Source organism: Bifidobacterium saguini DSM 23967, assembly GCF_000741715.1.
GTDB lineage: Bacteria > Actinomycetota > Actinomycetes > Actinomycetales > Bifidobacteriaceae > Bifidobacterium > Bifidobacterium saguini.
Genome location: NZ_JGZN01000001.1, coordinates 1 through 17,244, shown reverse-complemented (window position 1 = coordinate 17,244; position 17,244 = coordinate 1). Strand labels below are relative to the sequence as shown.

The 17,244-nt window shown below is 60.4% G+C and carries 5 protein-coding genes and 1 pseudogene; 1 reads left to right on the top strand and 5 read right to left on the bottom strand.

The genetic code is table 11. The annotated features are described in order from the left end of the window. The 3 genes and pseudogenes from BISA_RS11780 to BISA_RS00020 form a co-directional block, all read right to left on the bottom strand. Window positions 1-2,990: pseudogene (locus BISA_RS11780) on the bottom strand (cation-translocating P-type ATPase). Between the two features lie 178 nt (window positions 2,991-3,168). Continuing rightward, window positions 3,169-3,987, bottom strand: coding sequence for an alpha/beta hydrolase (locus BISA_RS00025; RefSeq protein WP_033889468.1), 819 nt, complete (start codon window positions 3,985-3,987; stop codon window positions 3,169-3,171). A 323-nt stretch (window positions 3,988-4,310) separates the two neighbouring features. Then, a complete protein-coding gene (locus tag BISA_RS00020; protein WP_033889467.1) occupies window positions 4,311-5,621 on the bottom strand; it encodes an MDR family MFS transporter in 1,311 nt (436 codons plus the stop codon). 85 nt (window positions 5,622-5,706) lie between these two features. Here BISA_RS00020 and rlmB point away from each other — a divergent pair, with 85 nt between their 5' ends. Further along, window positions 5,707-6,702 carry a 23S rRNA (guanosine(2251)-2'-O)-methyltransferase RlmB gene (rlmB, locus tag BISA_RS00015; protein WP_033889466.1) on the top strand — a complete coding sequence of 332 codons (996 nt, stop codon included), beginning with the start codon at window positions 5,707-5,709 and terminating at the stop codon, window positions 6,700-6,702. Between the two features lie 106 nt (window positions 6,703-6,808). Here rlmB and BISA_RS12110 read toward each other — a convergent pair whose 3' ends face one another. Then, entirely contained in the window at window positions 6,809-11,203 is a 4,395-nt protein-coding gene (locus BISA_RS12110) for an InlB B-repeat-containing protein (protein WP_051917228.1), read from the bottom strand. After that, on the bottom strand, window positions 11,200-16,974 hold the full coding sequence (locus BISA_RS00005; protein ID WP_033889465.1) for a Cna B-type domain-containing protein: 5,775 nt from the start codon (window positions 16,972-16,974) through the stop codon (window positions 11,200-11,202). Before BISA_RS00005 ends, BISA_RS12110 begins: the two co-directional genes overlap by 4 nt. Between the last annotated feature and the right edge of the window lie 270 nt (window positions 16,975-17,244).

The following is a 17,244-nucleotide window of genomic DNA, read 5'->3' as shown; positions in this document are numbered from 1 at the left end:
TTACTTCTTTGCCATAGCACGCAGCACAAGCTTGCGCAGTTCGGAGGCAATCAGCACGATAGCTGCCAGGCCGATGCACTCCACCCAAGCCAGAGGGCCGAGCGGCGTGGTGCCGAACGCGGAATTGAGGAACGGCACGTAAATCACCACAAGCTGCAACACAACCGAGAGTCCGATGGCACCCCACAGCCACTTGTTGGAGAACAGTCCCACGAACGCGGACTGCAAGTGGGAGCGGGAAGCCAGTGCGTTGAACAGCTGAGCGAACACCAAGATCGTGAAGCCCATTGTGCGAGCCTCAGTCATCTGTGCCTCGTGGCCGATTGCCTCCACCGAGCGGTCGGTGAACAGGCCGCCTGCCAAGTGCATATCCATGCCGATAAGCGTCACGATGGCCATGATGATGCCGATGTAGATGATGTCGCCCCACATTGAAGCGTCGATCACACGATCGGTAATCTTACGAGGCTTGCGGCCCATCACATCTTCAGTCTGCGGATCCACACCCATAGCGAGCGCCGGGGCAGCATCAGTGAGCAGGTTGATCCATAGCAACTGCGTGGCGAGCAGCGGCACGGTGACGCCTACGGTTTCCGGCTGGCGGATGCCGAGGAAGCCGGCCAGCACCACACCGAGGAACACTGTAAACACTTCTCCCACGTTGGAGCTCAGCAGGTAGCGCAGGAACTTGCGGATGTTGTCGAAGATCACGCGGCCTTCGCGCACGGCGGCCACGATAGTGGAGAAGTTGTCGTCCGCCAGAATCATCTTGGCGCTCTGTTTGGTGACTTCGGTACCGGTGATGCCCATAGCCACACCGATATCCGCAGATTTGACTGCCGGAGCATCGTTCACACCGTCACCGGTCATGGCCACGATGTTGCCTTGACGCTGCAAGGATTCAACGATCTTGAGCTTATGCTCCGGAGCCACGCGAGCGTAGACGGAGACTTCAGCGGTTGCGTTGTCGAGTTCAGCTTCGCTGGCGAGCTGGTCAAGCTGGTCGCCAGTCAACGCCTTGCCGTCTTTGGCGATGATGCCCAGGTCGGAGGCGATGCGGGCTGCGGTGAGCGGATGATCGCCGGTAATCATCACCGTGCGAATGCCAGCACGATGTGCCTCGGCCACGGAGTCACGCACTTCAGTGCGCGGCGGGTCGATAATGCCGACCATACCGTTCCAGATGAGATCGGTTTCGATGGCCTCGGCCTGATCGGCGATATCCGCCACCTGACCAGCTGCATTAACGGTGACACCGGGCACATCCGCGAGGCTACTGGTTTCGAGCGGTCGAGTTGCCTGGCCCAGCGTGCGGTACGCCTCGGAGGAGAGACGCTCCACAGTGGCGAGAATGATTTGACGATCGCCTTCGGTGAGCTTCCTGACCTGACCACCCACACGGATTCGGCTGCAGTAGCTCAGTAGCACGTCCGGAGCGCCCTTGGCGAAAACCGTGAGCTTGCCGGAATCGGTGTCATCCTTGGCGATGATGGACATACGCTTGCGCTCGGAGGTGAACGGAATTTCACCCACGCGGGTGTAGCGCTGTGCCTTGTGATCGGCTTTAACCTTGCGTGCGGCCACGATCAGCGAAACTTCAGTGGGGTCGCCCACGGTTTCCCAGCGACCATTGGCGTCTTGACGCAGTTCGCCATCATTGGCCAACGTGCCGGCAAGTAGCGTGGATACAACTTCATCGGCCACGGTCTTGGCCTGCTCAGAATCAGGCTGATGCCGCCGGTCACCACCATACGGCCTTCGGGAGCGTAGCCGGTGCCGGTGATCTGCACTTCACCGCTCGGAGTTACCACGCGCTCCACGGTCATCTCGTTGCGGGTCAAGGTGCCGGTTTTATCGGAGCAAATCACGGATGCGGAACCGAGGGTTTCCACCGAGTGCAGTTTCTTGACGATGGCATTGTGGGCGGCCATACGTTGCACGCCAAGCGCCAGCACCACGGTCAAAATGGCGGCCAATCCTTCTGGCACGGCGGCCACAGCCAGGGAAACGGCGAGCAACAGGGAATCAATCACATCGTGAATGTCGTTGAATCCTTCGAGCACGGCGAGCGCCACCAGCACCACAACGGCGATAATGCACACAGCAATGCCGAGGATCTTGGAGACATAGTCCATTTCCTTCTGCAGCGGGGTTTTCTCGTCTTCCGTGGCGGAGAGCATGTCTGCAATCTTGCCGACCTGTGTGTTCATGCCGGTGCCGGTCACGATGGCGCGACCGGTGCCCTGAGTCACGGATGTGCCGTTGAAAATCATGTTGGCGCGGTCGCCGAGCGCCTTGGCCTCAGCGAGCGTATCCGGCTTCTTGCCGACCGGCACGGATTCGCCGGTCAGCGACGCTTCTGCGATGCGCAGGCTGGCCGCGTTGACCAGGCGGCCATCGGCAGAGACCGAATCGCCTTCAGCGAGGACGATAATGTCGCCGGGCACCACGTCAGCGGTGTTGATGCGCTGCACCTTGCCGCCGCGCAGTACCGAGGTCTGCGGCGCGGTCATTTGGGCGAGTGCTTCGACTGCGGCTTCGGCCTTGGCTTCCTGCATATAGCCAAGCACAGCGTTCACAATCAGAATCAGAACAATAACCAGTGCGTCGAACGGGAGCGCCTCTCCCCCTTCGGCACCCGGCACGGCGTTGGCTTTTTCAATGAACCAGGCGATGACTGAAATCACGGTGGCTGCAAGCAGCAGGTAGACCAGCGGATCCTGGAACTGGGCCAGGAATTTCTTCCATTTCGGCACGGGCGGCGCGCCGGCGAGTTCGTTCGGTCCGAATTTGGCCAATCGGCGCTTGGCTTCCTCATCACTTAGGCCCTGGCTCGGATCGACATTCAGGGCTTTGGCTACATCCTCAGCGCTCGTCAGGCTCGGGTCAGTGTCACCGAGCAAAGCTTCCTGGGCGCGTACTTCTTCTGATTCCACGATCTCATTCGTTGCGGTCGCGGATACGGATTGATCATTCTGGCGATCAACCATAGTGTTCTCCTTGGTATTGCCGCGGAGTAGTCAGTCCCGCGGTCTCTACCAGGTTTTCTCTCCTGATCACCGCAGAACTGCGCGGTTGTGGGCACCGACGCAACTGCTGCCGATGCATACCTTGCCATTATTCCACAACCGCGCGGACGGGTCGGCGCACAGCGTAATGGCGTTTTGCCTAAAACAGGCGTCGCAGCCAAGCTTCGGCTAGGTCGGGCCAGGATTGCACGCATTCAACCACATGAGCGTATTTGCCGGCACCGGCCGTCTCCTCATCGGCGAGGGACAGGCCATGACTGCCTTCCGGGTAGAGATGCGCTTCCACACTCACGCCAGCCGCGCGGCAAGCTTGGATGAGCATCAACGCATTCTCCACCGGCACAGTGGTGTCGGTCATCGTATGCCAGACAAACACCGGTGGGGTCTTGGCATCGATATGCTGCTCGATGGCAAGCTCATCCAACAACTGGCGGTTGTGCGCATTCGAACCAAGCAAGCATTGGAAACTGCCGCGGTGGGCGCATTCGCCGGTCGTAATCACCGGGTAAGCGAGCATCAGCGCATTGGGGCGTACCGCATCCGGATCGAATTCATGGGCGCGCATGGTGGCGTCACCCGCCGAGGTGGCGAGATTCGCAGCCAAATGGCCTCCAGCCGAAAAGCCGAGCACAGCAATGGCACGCGGATTCACATGCCATTCGTTCGCATGCTCGCGAATCAATCTCATCGCCTCAGCTGACTCTAACAGAGCGACCGGATAGCGGCTGGGACGGGTCGAATAGCGCAACACAAATACATTGAACCCTTTACCGAGAAACCGCAACGCCACCGGCTCGGATTCGCGGTCCGATGTCATGGCATAGGCGCCACCGGGCAGAATCAGTAGTGAAGTACGCTGTCGGGTCGGATCCATCTCCGGACTGTTATCCGCAACATACCCGATGAATCGCGCTTCGCTCCCATCGGCACCGATGATTGTGCGCTCAATATATTGCATGCCCCTATTATGCGTCTTGCACCACAACCCATCGCACGAGGATCTGCGCGGCCGTCTTGTCTGCAATCGTCACAAAACCAATCCCGCAACGGAACTTTTCGCGGTATCTCGCTTACAAGGGGTTGATTCGGGCCACGCCGGAGATCTATCTGCGTTACGAGGGGTTCCTCACTCAGTAGACAGATCTCAAAAACGGCGGAAAGACGGTGTGGTGAGAGCTTGCATACGGGATATATGAGCCTCCACCAACCCCTTGTAAAGCAGATAGATGTTCCGAAAACCGAAAATCAACCCTCGTAAGCGAGAAAGGGGAACATGTACGTCTAATTTGCAAACTGCTCGTGCACATTGCGCATCATCGCACGGTCGCGGGAGGCTTTGGTCGCGCGCAGGCCGATAGTCACCGCAATCAACACGATGGTGCAGGAGATCCACAGCACGCGCCCACCGAAGTCGCTGATCACCCAACCGCCGACCATCGGCGCCAAAGCGATTGAAAGCGACCACAGCACGTTATAGACGCCCTGATACGTGCCGCGCGCGGAGGCTGGGGCCATTGCGGCAACCGTGGTAGTAGCAATCGGGAAGGTTCCCAGCTCGCCCAGTGTCCACAGCACTACGGCGAGCGCGAAGCCGGCCCAGGAATCGGCCACAATCTGCACTGCGTAGCCGATGACGGTTACCGCGAGGCCGGCGACGAGCACGCGCGAATTGCCCATGCGCGCAAAGAGCTTCATCGCTGGAATCTGCAGTGCGCACAGCATGAAACCGTTGATGGTAAGCAGCACCGAATAATCACCGAGGCCTAGGCCAAGGTTAGTCATGGCGATGGGCAAGCCGGATGTGCTCTGGAAGTAAACGAGGAAGTAGCCGAACATGAGTACGGAAAAGCCGAGGAACGGTAGGTCAGTAAGTACGCGGCGCCAGCTATCTCGCATGGAGGGAGTAGCAGCTCCAGCCGATGACGCATTGACCTGTACTTGACTGCCATGTTCGTTATTGTCACTGCCGGCTACTGCCGCAGTCATCTGCACATTCGGCCCAGGAGCAGTAATTCCCAAATGTTTGACTTCGCGGAAGAACACCATGAGCAAACCGGTAACTGCGAGCATCACTGCAGCCTCAACGTAGAACATCAGCGAATATGAGACCTTGACCAGCTGGTTTGCCACTATCGGACCGGTCGCATAACCAAAGTTGATAGCCCAGGATTGCAGCACATAGGCGCGCTGCTGGCGCTGGACCGGCACTACGTCGGCAATATATGCGGCGATGGCCGGGCTGGGCAGCGAGGCGAATGCGCCATAGATGAAAAGCGCTATGCCGAGTGGGATGGGATGAATCAGTATGGATACCACAAGCAGGGCCGCAGCTGCACCGATTTCGCCGATGATAATCATTGATTGACGGCCGAAGCGGTCGGATAACGTGCCGCCGAACAGGCAGCCGATGATGGAGCCGAAACCATACATGGAGACGACCGCGCCCACCACGCCCTCATTGATATGCAGCGCGGAGACCAAATAGATGGAGAGGAAGGATGTGACGAAGCGGCCCATCCACAGAATCAGGATGGCCAGCCACAGTCCCCAATACAGCGGGGAGAGTCCGAAGATTTCGCGTTGCCGTTTCACTGGTAATACTGTACTCGCGAGCGCGGTAGGGCGCGGCGGGCACCATGTCCAGCATTTGGCGCGGGGTGCTGGGACAATGGCACCTATGGCTATCAAAAAGGGACCGACCAAGGGGTCGGGTGGAAAACATCGTAATAAGTTGAAGGGATACGGCCCCACTCCGAAGGCCGAGGACCGCGTCTATCACAAGGCATACAAGGCCAAGAAGGCTGCCGAGCGCCGTCTACGCTCCGATCCGCGACTGGCTGCCCGCCGCCGCGTGGACAAGTTCGCATCCGCGGATACGTCCGATCTGGTGTTCGGCCGCAATTCCGTGCTGGAGGCGCTGCGCGTAGGTGTGCCTTCCTCCACGCTGTACATCTTGTCTCGCATCGAGCATGACGATCGCACCCGCGAAATCGTGAAGATCGCCGGCGCGAACGGCCTGCACATGATGGAAGCCGACCGCTTGGAGATGGATCGCATCGCCCGCTCCGGCAACCATCAGGGTGTGATTCTCAAGGTGGAGCCGTACCAGTACTCCTCGCTGCATGAGTTGGTGGAGCGCGCCGAGAAGAAGGCGAAGGCTATGGAGGCCGCGAATTCTGCAACCGCTCGCATCGCCGCACGCCCGCTGTTCATTGCTCTGGATGGTGTGACCGATCCGCAGAACCTCGGTGCCGTAATCCGTTCGGCTGCCGCATTCGGCGCCAATGGCGTGATTCTGCCCGAACGCCGTTCCGCTTCGGTGAACGCCGCGGCTTGGAAGGTGTCCGCTGGTGCCGCCGCGCATATGCCGGTGGCTCGCGTGGTGAACCTGACCAAGGCGATTGAAGGCCTGAAGGAACGCGGCTACTACGTAGTGGGTCTTGACGGCGGCGGCGATAAGCTCGTCGGCGAAACCGGCTTTGAAACCGATCCGCTCGTGGTAGTGCTGGGTTCGGAAGGCAGCGGCCTGAGCCGTCTGGTACGTGAGGCTTGCGATGCCATCGCCGGCATTCCGATCAGCTCGACCGTTGAGTCGTTGAACGCTTCGGTGGCTGCGGGCATCAGCCTGTACGCTGTGGCCAACGCCCGCCGTAAGGCCGGCGAGGCTGCGTAATAAGGCTTTATAACACAACAATTAACGGCAGCGGGCCGGCACTGTAAAAGCCCTTGATAGGGGGGGCTTCACAGTGCCGGCCCGCTGCCGTTATTCAGCCATCCGGTCAGTTCTTGGACCAGAGAGCATAGAGGGTACCGTCGCGGTCGATCGGGATGAGACTCTTGCCGTCGGCGTCGAAGCCGAAGGCACTGCCGCCCGAGAACGTACCGTTCTTGTTCGAGGCGAAGGCGTCGTTCTTCACGGTGGTCCAGCCTTGGAAAGTGTAGCCCTTGCGGGTCGGGTTCTTCTTCGGCTTGGTCAGATACTCACCGTCCGGAACCTGCTGCGTGCTAGGCATGCCTTCACCCAACGCGCCACTGTTGGCATTGAACGTGATTGTCCGCTTCTTGCCTTCCTTCACCCACTTGGCATAGAGGGTGATGTCAGCCCTCACCAGCGTGGGCTGCTCAGCCGCGCCAGCTGTACCGTCCTTAAACACGAACTTCGTGGTCAAGTCGGCATCCGTATACCAACCATCGAACGTGTACCCTTCGCGGGTCGGGGCAGGCGAAGGCTTCGTGGCGTAGGCGTTCGCGCCATCGTCCACCGTCTGCGTGGGCACCGAACCGTCCTCGCCGTCCGCCGGAGCATCCTCATAGTTGAGGTTGAACGCAACCTTCCAGACCTTCACCCACTGTGCGTACAGGGTCAGGTCACCGGTCACACCGGCAGTGAAGTCATACTTCTCACCGCCGGCCGCAGCCGTGTACCAGCCAGTCAGTCGGTATCCGTCGCGGGTCAGCGTAGGCGCGGTCAGCTCTTCACCGGACTTGAAGTACATCGACGTGGCCTCGTCGGCCCCGGTTGTGCCGTCGTTGCGGTGGAACGTCACCAGGTAGTACTTCGCAGCTGGCTCGTCATCCCACTTGGCGTACAGCGTCAGGTCACCGGTCACCGCCGAGCCGAACATGTACGGTGTCTTGCCGTCCGCATCCGTTGTCCAACCGACGAACGTCTTGCCCGTCATCGTCGGGTCAGCCGGTCGTGCGACCGTGCCGCCGTGGTCGACGGTCTGCGAAGCAACGTCCGGACCGCCGTCACCGGTTACGAATGTCACTTGGTACTGCTTGATCTGCCATACCGCGTACAGCGTGGTGTCGCCGGTTATCTGGGTACCGCCGCCGTTACCGTCGTCGAACTTGAAGTCGGCCACCATGCTGCCCTTGGTTGTGCTCCAGCCGAGCAGGTCGTAACCGTCGCGGCGAGGCACCTGGTTAGCGGCGATTGGAGCCACGGTTCCGCCGGCCCTCACGGTCTGCGACGAGACGTTCCAGTCGATACCGGTATCGAACTTGACCACGTTCGCCTTCTCATACTGGGCGTACAGCTTGAGGCGCTCGGTCACCGGAGTGCCGCCCTCGCCTATCGTGAACGGTTCCTTGCCGTCCGCATCGGTGGCCCAGCCGGTGAGAATGTAGCCCTCGCGCTTCGGCACCTGATTGTCGGCAATCGGACGGACCGTGCCACCGTAGACCACGGCTTGCGGGCTGACGTTCCAATCGAAGCCGGTCTCGAACGTCACGCCGAGCACCGACGGACGGTACGTGTAGATCGTCGGATCGCCGCTCACCAGCCAGATCTCGGCCGTTCCGGTCTCGTTCTGGCCAGCCGCGACCTGAATCGCGGACTCGGGAATCAGTCGGTCGTTGCCGTCCGGATCCTTGCTCATCCACGAATCGCCACCCTGACGCAGGACGAATTCAGGAGTGCGGTTGCCCTTGGTCGGCTGGTTGAGCGTGTAGCGCGCGATCATGCCATAGTCGTCATGCTCGGTGAACGAGACCGGGGAGCCGGACTGCTCACCCGACCACATCCACAGATCCCAGCCCTTCCAGGCGTCGGTGTCGAGGTCGTACTCCTGGTAGTTGCCGTCGGCGCGCATGTAGTGCACGATCACGTTGAGCTGCTTCGGATTCTTCACGTCGTTCGGCGTGGGCACGGAGGCCGGGTTGCGCGATTCCTCGGACGAGTCGTACGACTCGCCGTCGGAGCCGTCCGCCCATGCTTCGATGGAGCCGCGCACCTTGGCTACCACGCTGCCTTCCTGCTTGTCGATTACGGAAGCCGCGTACGAGTCGTTTGTGCCGGCGACTGCGTCAGCATCCACCGATCCGTCCTCAGCGGCGACGATGCGATAGTTCACCGTGGTGAAGTCGCCGCCCAGCGTTGTGGTAATGCGCTTGCCGTACGAATCGGAGGTCTTGTCGAACGCATGGTACGTCTTGCCCAGCGCGTTGCCATTCACGTCCGTACCCCAGACGACCACGCCGGTCGCCTTCTTCTGTGCGTCGGTGGCCGCCTTGAAGTGCACAGTGAACGTGGTCTTGGCCGAGGCGACGCACACGAACGGCACGCCGATTGTCTCATCGTGGTCCTCGACCGCGGTGATGGCCGTACCGACCGCATTCTCGTACAGCTTGGAGCCGCCGGCATCCGAATAGCCGTCATGGTAATCCCACAGTGCACCGTTAGCCCCGTTCGGGTCATTGGTGAACCGGTACTTGAGGCGCTTCGCCGTGGCATCGGGGATGGTGGTCTTGTACCAACCGGCAGCCGCATCGCAGTCTGCACCGTCGCCGGAGACCTTCTCCATCTTCACAGGCTTGCCGTTGAGCAACGTGTCGCCAATCGCGTACTGAATGTATACGTCGTCACCCCAGCCGGTGCGAGGCTTGTAGTAGATCGTGGCCGAGCCGTCGCCGATGCGGTCGGTGTTGACCTGATCGTCGTAACCGGTGGCCGCGGTCTCGTAGCCGACCCAGTTATCAGGCTTGTCAGCGGCCGCATAAATGGCAACAGCGGATCGCTTGTCAATCGTCACGGACAGCTTGCCGTCCTTCACGGTCACTTTGTTGCAGGTTTTGCCGGACGTATACACGTCGCAGTAATCGCCATCAGGCAGGTTCGTCTGGTACGTTTCCTGATGCTCCTGCAGTGTGTTGTTGATGGCGATGAAGCCTTGGTCCTTGCCATTGGCGTCCTGACGAGCGAAGCCGATGTTGCCAGCGCCGTTGTTCTGCCAATTGCCCACCGTGGTACCGGCCACGGCGTTATGGAAACCGATCATGCCGCGCACGGAAGCCCAGCGTTGTTCACACAGCCACTGGCCCTGCTCGCGGGTGCCACTCGTCTTGCACGCCTCGTCAAAGTCCACATCGGTCACATGCGTGTCCGTGGTGCCGTTCGGGCCGGCGTCAGAGTTGGCGTCAGTGAAGTAGTAGTCGGAGATGAGCTTCGGCTTGCCATAATCGTAGGCAAGCATGAACGCGTTCGCGAGCTCGTAGCGCGAGCCTGAATCGATCGTCAGTGTTTCGGAGCCGCGTGCGGTATCCCAGTTGGTTACGAACACGGTGGCCTTGTCGCTCGGCAACAGTCCGTTGCTGATGTTCTTCAGGTTGGCGATATTGCCGTTGAAGTACTGCCGCAGCTGGTACGAGTAGGAGAACTCGGTGACGTCGCCGTTGGCTGTGTAGTTCTTCGGCGCGAGCAGCTCTGATTCTCCCTGATGGTAGATGACTTCCTGCTGGAACGGGATATCAGCTGCCTTCATGCCAATCTTCTGGGCGAGCTTGGCCTTGATGGCCTTCAGGTCGAGCGTGTCGATATGCTTCGCGGAATCGATACGGAAGCCGCGCACGCCGAGGTTCCACAATTTGGCGAGGTACTCGGCCTGAATGTTCTGTACACGGCTGGAACCGGTGTTGATGTCCCACATGGTCGACAGTCGGCAGTCCTGCACCTCGTCGGCATTGGTGTAGTCGGCGATGTTGGTGCGGCAAGAGTGGAAGTCGCCCGAGGCCAGTCCGTACTGATGGTTGTTGCCGCTTTCCTCGTACTGGTAGATGCCGATGCCCGGGTAACGGCCGTACGTGCCGTTGTAGGCGGTGCCGGCAACGCCGTACTGGTCGTCCACCCACGAGACATCATGACCAGAGGTGTGGTTGAGCACCACGTCGGCGATGATCTGCACGCCTACGCTGTTGCACTCGGCGATCATGTTCTTCAGCTCGTCTTCGGTGCCGAAGCGCGAGTTGAGCGAGTAACTGATCGGCTGGTAGACCGTCCACCACTGGGTGCCTTGCACAGATTCCTCGGGCGGGGAGATCTGCACGTAGCCGACACCTTCCGGCCCGTACGTGGACTTGCATTCCTTGGCAATGGTGTTCCACGACTGCTGGAATGCGATCATCGTCACGTCGGATTGTGCCTTGGTTGGGTCGATGGTCTTCTTATCCGCAGCCGACTGCGTAATGTTCGCGTCGATCTCATCGGCGACGGCAGCGGTTGTCGCGGCCGCACCGCCGAATGTCATGGCCGCTCCCAGCACCACTGCGAACAGCTTCGATGCCCTCTTGCGCAAGGATCGGGCCATCATCGCCTTGCCTCGCCTGTTCAGGTGGGCCGGCTTCTCAGCAGACCGGGAGGCGGTCAAACCGCGCAATGCGGTATTCCGAGTCATCGGAGATCTCCCTTCTTGTCGCGCTTGCCTGCGGCGGCGAGCGTCTTGCGTCCGAAGAACACTCCGGACAGTGCGATGAACGTCATGCCGATCAGCAGGATGCGGGTCAGGCCTTCACCACCGGCTTGCGGCAGGGTTGGCACGGTGGTGTTGGTGATGACATAGCCCTGAGTCTGATCGCCGGTGATGATCGGCGGTCGGTATCCGTCAATCGAAGACACCGGCACGTACTTGCCATCGCCGTTCTTGGCGACTTCACGCACCTCGTACTGCTTGTGCTTGCTGATCCCGGTGAACGTGTACGCCCAATTGTTACCCTCGTTCAGCTCGACCGGGTCGCCGACGGCGGTCAGGCCATCGGTATTGGTGTTGTCGAACTGTGGCGCGGTCGTAACGTCGGCGAACGCGGCGGGTGTGGTGCTGACGTTCTTCTCGTAGAGCTGCACCCAGATGGACTCGGGGCGCTTTCTGTTCGCGTTGTTGCTGTCATTCCAGGCCTTGCGCACGTTGAGGTCGGTCTTGTCCGGCACGTTGCGGTTGCTCAGCGTGAAGGAGTACGCGTCTGGTTCACCGGTGGCTGTGCTGCCGCCCTCGGAGGGAGCCGATGTCGTCGGGAACGTCGCGGTGTAGTCGTCCACGGCTTCTTCGGTGACGGAGTAGCGCAGCAGCTTGCCGTTGCGATACTTCGGCAGGTTCTTGAACGTGTATGTCCACGTCTCACCGGCCGCCGCCTTGGTTGCGTCGGCTTGGTCCGCGTCGGTGTCGGCAGTCTGCGCCTTGTCGGGAGCAGTCAGCACGGCGCAGCTCACGCCGACTAAGTCACCGGTGCACTCATCGCCTTGAGGCTCAGGCCAGCCGTTGGACTGGTCCCACAGGCTGGTCAGCAGCCAGACTGTCACCTGCTTGGGCCGCTGCCCGTTGAAGTTCTGGGCATCGTCCCACACCTTGTTCACGGTCACGGACGTGGTTTCGGGTGTGTGCTTGTTGGTGATGGAGAACTGCTCGTTCGTGCCCTTGTCGGCGTCGGCCGGCGTCTCCGTAAAGGTGACGTTGCACTGGTCATCCTTCGGATCAGCCACCGAGCACACACCAGACTTATCGAAGTCGTTGTAGTAGGCCACCGGCGTCTCCCTGACGGAGTACGTGTACTCGTAGCCGTACGCGTTCTTCTTCGGCAGGTTCTCCAACGTCCACTTCCACGTGTTGCCCTCGGCGTTGTTCGGAACCTTGAGCGTGGTGACGATCATGGTCTCGGAGTACTCCTCCAGCTCGGTCGTACTGCCGTCCTTCGGGTGCTTGCTGGTGCCGGTCACGGTCACCTGAATCGCCTCAGGACGCTTGCCGTCCTGGTTGTTGTTGTCATCCCAAGTCTTGGTCAGGTCGATGTTGCGCGCATCGGGCTGATGGATGTTGTACATCACCACGTCGTAGCCGTTGGCGTTCGGCGTCTTGACGATCGAGGCGTGGTATTCGTCCTTGTTGTCGCCGGACAGTACCTCGTCCACGGTGTATGTGATCTCGTTGCCCTTGCTGTCCTTGGCGTCCAGACCGGTCCAGTCGTGAGTCCAACCGTTGTCCTTATTCAGCTCGACGCTGTAGTCAGCGCCTTCCATCTTCTTGCCGTTCTTGTACAGCACAGCCGTTACGGTCACGTCTTCACGCAGTGCAGTGTTGCCACCGTCCTCCCAGCGCTTGGTGACGGACACGGCCGTATACGACTTGACCGCATCCTCAACGCGGACCACATTGCCGCCGCTGACCACCTCATCGACCACGACCTTGCCGTTCTCCACGGTGAACGTGATCGGCTTGGCGGCCACATCGTAGCCTTCCGGGGCCTTGGTTTCGGTGAGCTGGTACGTGCCGTTGGGCAGCTGGAACGTCTTCGGGCCGTCCGAGGAGGAGGTCCATGTGAGCGCTGCGCCGTTGTCGGCAACCGTCACGCCGGCGAGCTTCGTGAATGCGTCGGTGTCGAACGGTGCCGCGTCACCCTCGAACGTGGTGCCGGTCAGCTTGAAATCGGCACCGGCAAGTTCGGCCACGCCGGCCACGGCCGTCTTGGAGACGGTCACGTTGGTGGTGTTGAGCTCGTCGGTCATGGTGACGGTGTTGTTTTGGGCGGTGTCCTTGCCGACCTTCACCGTGCCGTCAAGGTTCACGGTGAAGGTGATGTCGCGCGCCGGCTGGTAGCCGGACGGCGCCTCGGCCTCGTGCAGCGTGTACGTGCCGGGGACGAGCGTGATCTCGCGCGGCTTGCCGGCGGAGGTCCACGGGATCGGCTTGATGGCCTCGCCGGCCAGCGTGGTGCCGGTGACGGTGAGCTTCGCGCCGGCGATCTCGCCCACGCCGCCGGTCAGGCTCACCTTGGAGATCTTCACGTCGGTGGTCTTATAGATATCGGTCATCACGATGACGTTGCCGTCCAGAGCATTGCCGTTCACGTCCTGTACGGACAGCGACTGGTCGGCATTACGCACGACTTTGAACGTGATCGGGTCGGCCACACGGTAGCCGGTCGGCGCCTTCAGCTCGGTGAGCGTGTACGTGCCAGGCTTCAGCTCGACTTCACGCGACTGCCCAGCCTCGCTGGTCCACTTTTCGGTGAACTTATTGCCGTCTTCATCCGTGCCGTCGATTTCCATCTCCGCGCCCTTGATCTCCTTGCCGCCGAGGTCGCGCTTGGAGACGCGAATCTTCGTATCGGTCGGATAGTGCGTGTTGGTGATGGTGATGCCGTCCGCGTCGGTTGCGGTGCCGCTGGTCGTCGCCGTGTAGCCCTTGGTCGGGTTGACTTCCTGCACAGTGTACGTGATGGGCGTGCCGTTCTCGTACTTCGGCAGGTCGGTGAACGTGCCCTTCCAGCTGCCGTCGGCCGTGATTTCCAGCGTCTTGCCGGTGGCGACACCGTTGGCATAAAGCTGCACAGTGATTTTGGTTGGTCGTAGACCGTCCTGGTTGTTGGCGTCGTTCCACACCTTGGTGACGGGCACGGAGACGGTTTCCGGCGTGTGCGTGTTGGTGAACGTGGTAGTCGTCACGCCGTCCGCTTCGGTTACCGGATCGGCGGTGGTCGTATAGTCGGCCTGCTCCTTCTCGGTGACCCTGTACGTGACGGTCCTGCCTCCCTCACGCACCGGCAGATCAGTCCATTCGACCACAGCTTGCACGGCCGGCGTACTTTCGTTGATCACCTTGTCCTGACCGGCAACAGACGTCCACGGACCGCCGCCCACGGACTTCTGCAGCTGGAACACGGCCGGCTGACGTTTGCCGTCACGGTTATTATCGTCGTTCCACACCTTGCGAGCGCGGATCGACGTGACATCCGAATGGTCGGTGACGGTCAGATGTTTGCCGTCGGCCGACGAGAACGGCTTGCCGTTGACGAGCACCGTACCGGAATTGGTCACGGTGACGGCGATCGGATCGACCGTCTGGTAACCGTCCGGAGCCGTGGTTTCGGTGAGCGTGTAGGAGCCGGGAGTAAGATCCGTGAACTCGATCGATTGGCCGTCGGCAGTCGTCTGCGTCTGGCTGACGAACGAGGCGTCACCGTTCTTGGTCAGCGTGAACGTGGCGCCGGCCAGCCAGTTGCCCTGTTCGTCCTTCTTGTCGAGTTTGAACGAGCCCTTCTTGGCGCTGGCGTTGCTCACCGACCACAGGTAGTTCTGCAGTGTCACATCGCGTGCGGCGGCGATGGTCAGCGGCGTACCGTTCACGGTTTTGCCTTGATAGAACGCGGCTTCATGACCACTGGGCTGACCGCCCGGGAATACGACGTACAGTGTGGCCGGAGGTGCCGCATCGTATCCGTCAGGCCTCTGCGTTTCGGTCACGCGGTAGATGGTGTCCGCATTCAGACCGACCGCGGTCGAGGTGTAGCCGGTGGTGCCGGATTGCAGGCCGTTATCCACGATCTCGGCCTTGGTCGAGGTCCAGTCGTTGCTGGAGGCGTCCATGGCCACGGTGAGTTTCTCGACCTTGAACTTCGCGCCGTTGAGCGGCTTGGTGGCGTCGCCATCGGCGTACTTGTAGATCTGTAGCGAGTACAGGTTGGAGCTGATGCCGCCCTGCGCCTCTTGAACCTTGCCGGTCTGCGTGGTGCTGGACGTGCCGCTGTTGTTCTCGTAGCCCTTCAACACGATCGTGTTGTTGCCGAGATCGCCGAACTCCTGCCCCGGTTTGAGCTGCACGGTGGCCTTGTAGGTGATTGTGATCGCGCGCGAATCGGGCACGGTGAACGTGATCGTCCGAGTGCTCGGATCGTACGCGTATGTCGCGCCGGCCACTTCGGCCTTGCTGTTCGTGTCGGCGATGACCACACTGTCCATACGCAGGGTGAGTGCCTCACCGAGTGTATCGGTGAGTGTCAGCGACTTTCCTTTGTTCAGGGTCGAGCCGCCCGGGTTCACGTTCACTGTGTAGTTGATGTTCGGCGCGGTCTTCTTGTCGTATGTGCCCTTCTTGGAGACCAGATTGCCGGGCTGGGCCCAGATGTCCGAATAATCCGGCCCCTGCGCTTCGCCGTCGATATGGATGGTGGCTTCGTTCTTGTACTGCAGCTTCTGGGCCAGCGCACCGGTGATGTCGGTGAACGTGGTGTCGTACTGGATGAGCAGCTCACCGCTTTGCGCCTTCTCGAACGCCTTGCTTCCTTTGGCGATGACAAACGTCAACGTGTGGTCGCCGTTGTCGGTGACGGTCACGCCATCGTACGTGTTGCCCTTGGAGTCCTTGGCCACCATCGAACCGGGGATATAGCTGTGGTCGCCGTAGTACTGCCAGTTGTTGTCGGGGGCCTTCTCCCCATGGGTCAACGTATCGGTGATGACCACGGACTGTGCGGTATCCGGAATGTCATGCACCTTGAGCTGCCAGCGCATGGTGTTCCGGCTCATCGGCGTACCATTGCCGTCGTTCTGGTTCGACAAGTTGGACTTGTCCATGTTGTCGGCCACCGGCGTATGACTATCCGTGGCCTCCTTCTTCACGAAGCGGGCCGTGTTGTAGAACGTGGTGCCGGTGGGTGCGCCGGGAAGCACAGTGGACGTGTACGAGATGTACAGCTTGGTGTCTTTCTTGATCTCGCCATTGAAGGTGATCGTGAAGGACTTGCGGTCGGCAGCGACCTTCTTGGTGACGCTGCCGTCGTACTCCTTGGTCAGCTTGCTATCGGTGTAGATCTTGATAGTGCTCGCGTCCGGGTCGAGCACCTGCCAGTCAGGCTTGACGTATCCGTCCTCGTGGTCCGCGCCGTCATCGTCGACGGTATCGGTCAGCACCTTGCCGGCCGGCAGATCATCCTTGGCCTTGAATGTGGTCAGCCATTGCAACGTCTTGTCTTCGTTTGCCTTACCGGTGTACTTCTTGTCCAAATCCACGGCGTCCTTGCCGATCGTCACCGTGCCGGTGCCGGGCAGTGCATTGCCCTTGCCGTCGCCGGGCGTTACGGTCACATCGTTCTTGACGGTGACTTTATCGCCGCTGCCGCTCTCGGGCACCTTCTCGACTTCAGTGGAATACGTGATTTTGTACTGCTGGTATGGATGCGTACCGTTGCTCGGCAACGTAGCCTTGCCGCTGACCAGATCGTCCCATTTCAATGTGGTCTCGTGCGGCTGCCAGTTGTCGTCGTAGTAGACGACCTTCACGTCACCGGTCGGGGCCTTGAGGTTGCTGCCGAGCGAATCCTTGATCGTTGTCGCGTTGGGCACTTCGGCGTCTGTGCCGGCGTTGACGGTGATCGTCCAGTTGACCACGGTGACCTGCACCGGCTTGCCGTCCTTGCCAAGTACCGGCTTGCCGTTCTCATCCGTCTTGTCGACGGTATTGGCCTTGCCGTTCTTTTTTCACGGACCATTTGCTGTTCAGCCAGATACTCTGTTCAGTGGTCTGCTTTTTCGCATAATCGTCGCTGTAGTACTTGACCTTGTTTTGACGAGGTCGGTACCAACGTTATCGGCGACTTGCTTGCGGTCGATTTTCACGCTGTAGCGCGCGTACAGCGCCTGACCATCGGTCATCTGGTCGATGTTGACATT

Bases quoted from the DNA above. Each gene is read 5' to 3' on its own strand.
- BISA_RS00025 (WP_033889468.1), bottom strand. From the start codon at position 3,987: ATGCAATATATTGAGCGCACAATCATCGGTGCCGATGGGAGCGAAGCG.
- rlmB (WP_033889466.1), top strand. From the start codon at position 5,707: ATGGCTATCAAAAAGGGACCGACCAAGGGGTCGGGTGGAAAACATCGT.
- BISA_RS12110 (WP_051917228.1), bottom strand. From the start codon at position 11,203: ATGACTCGGAATACCGCATTGCGCGGTTTGACCGCCTCCCGGTCTGCT.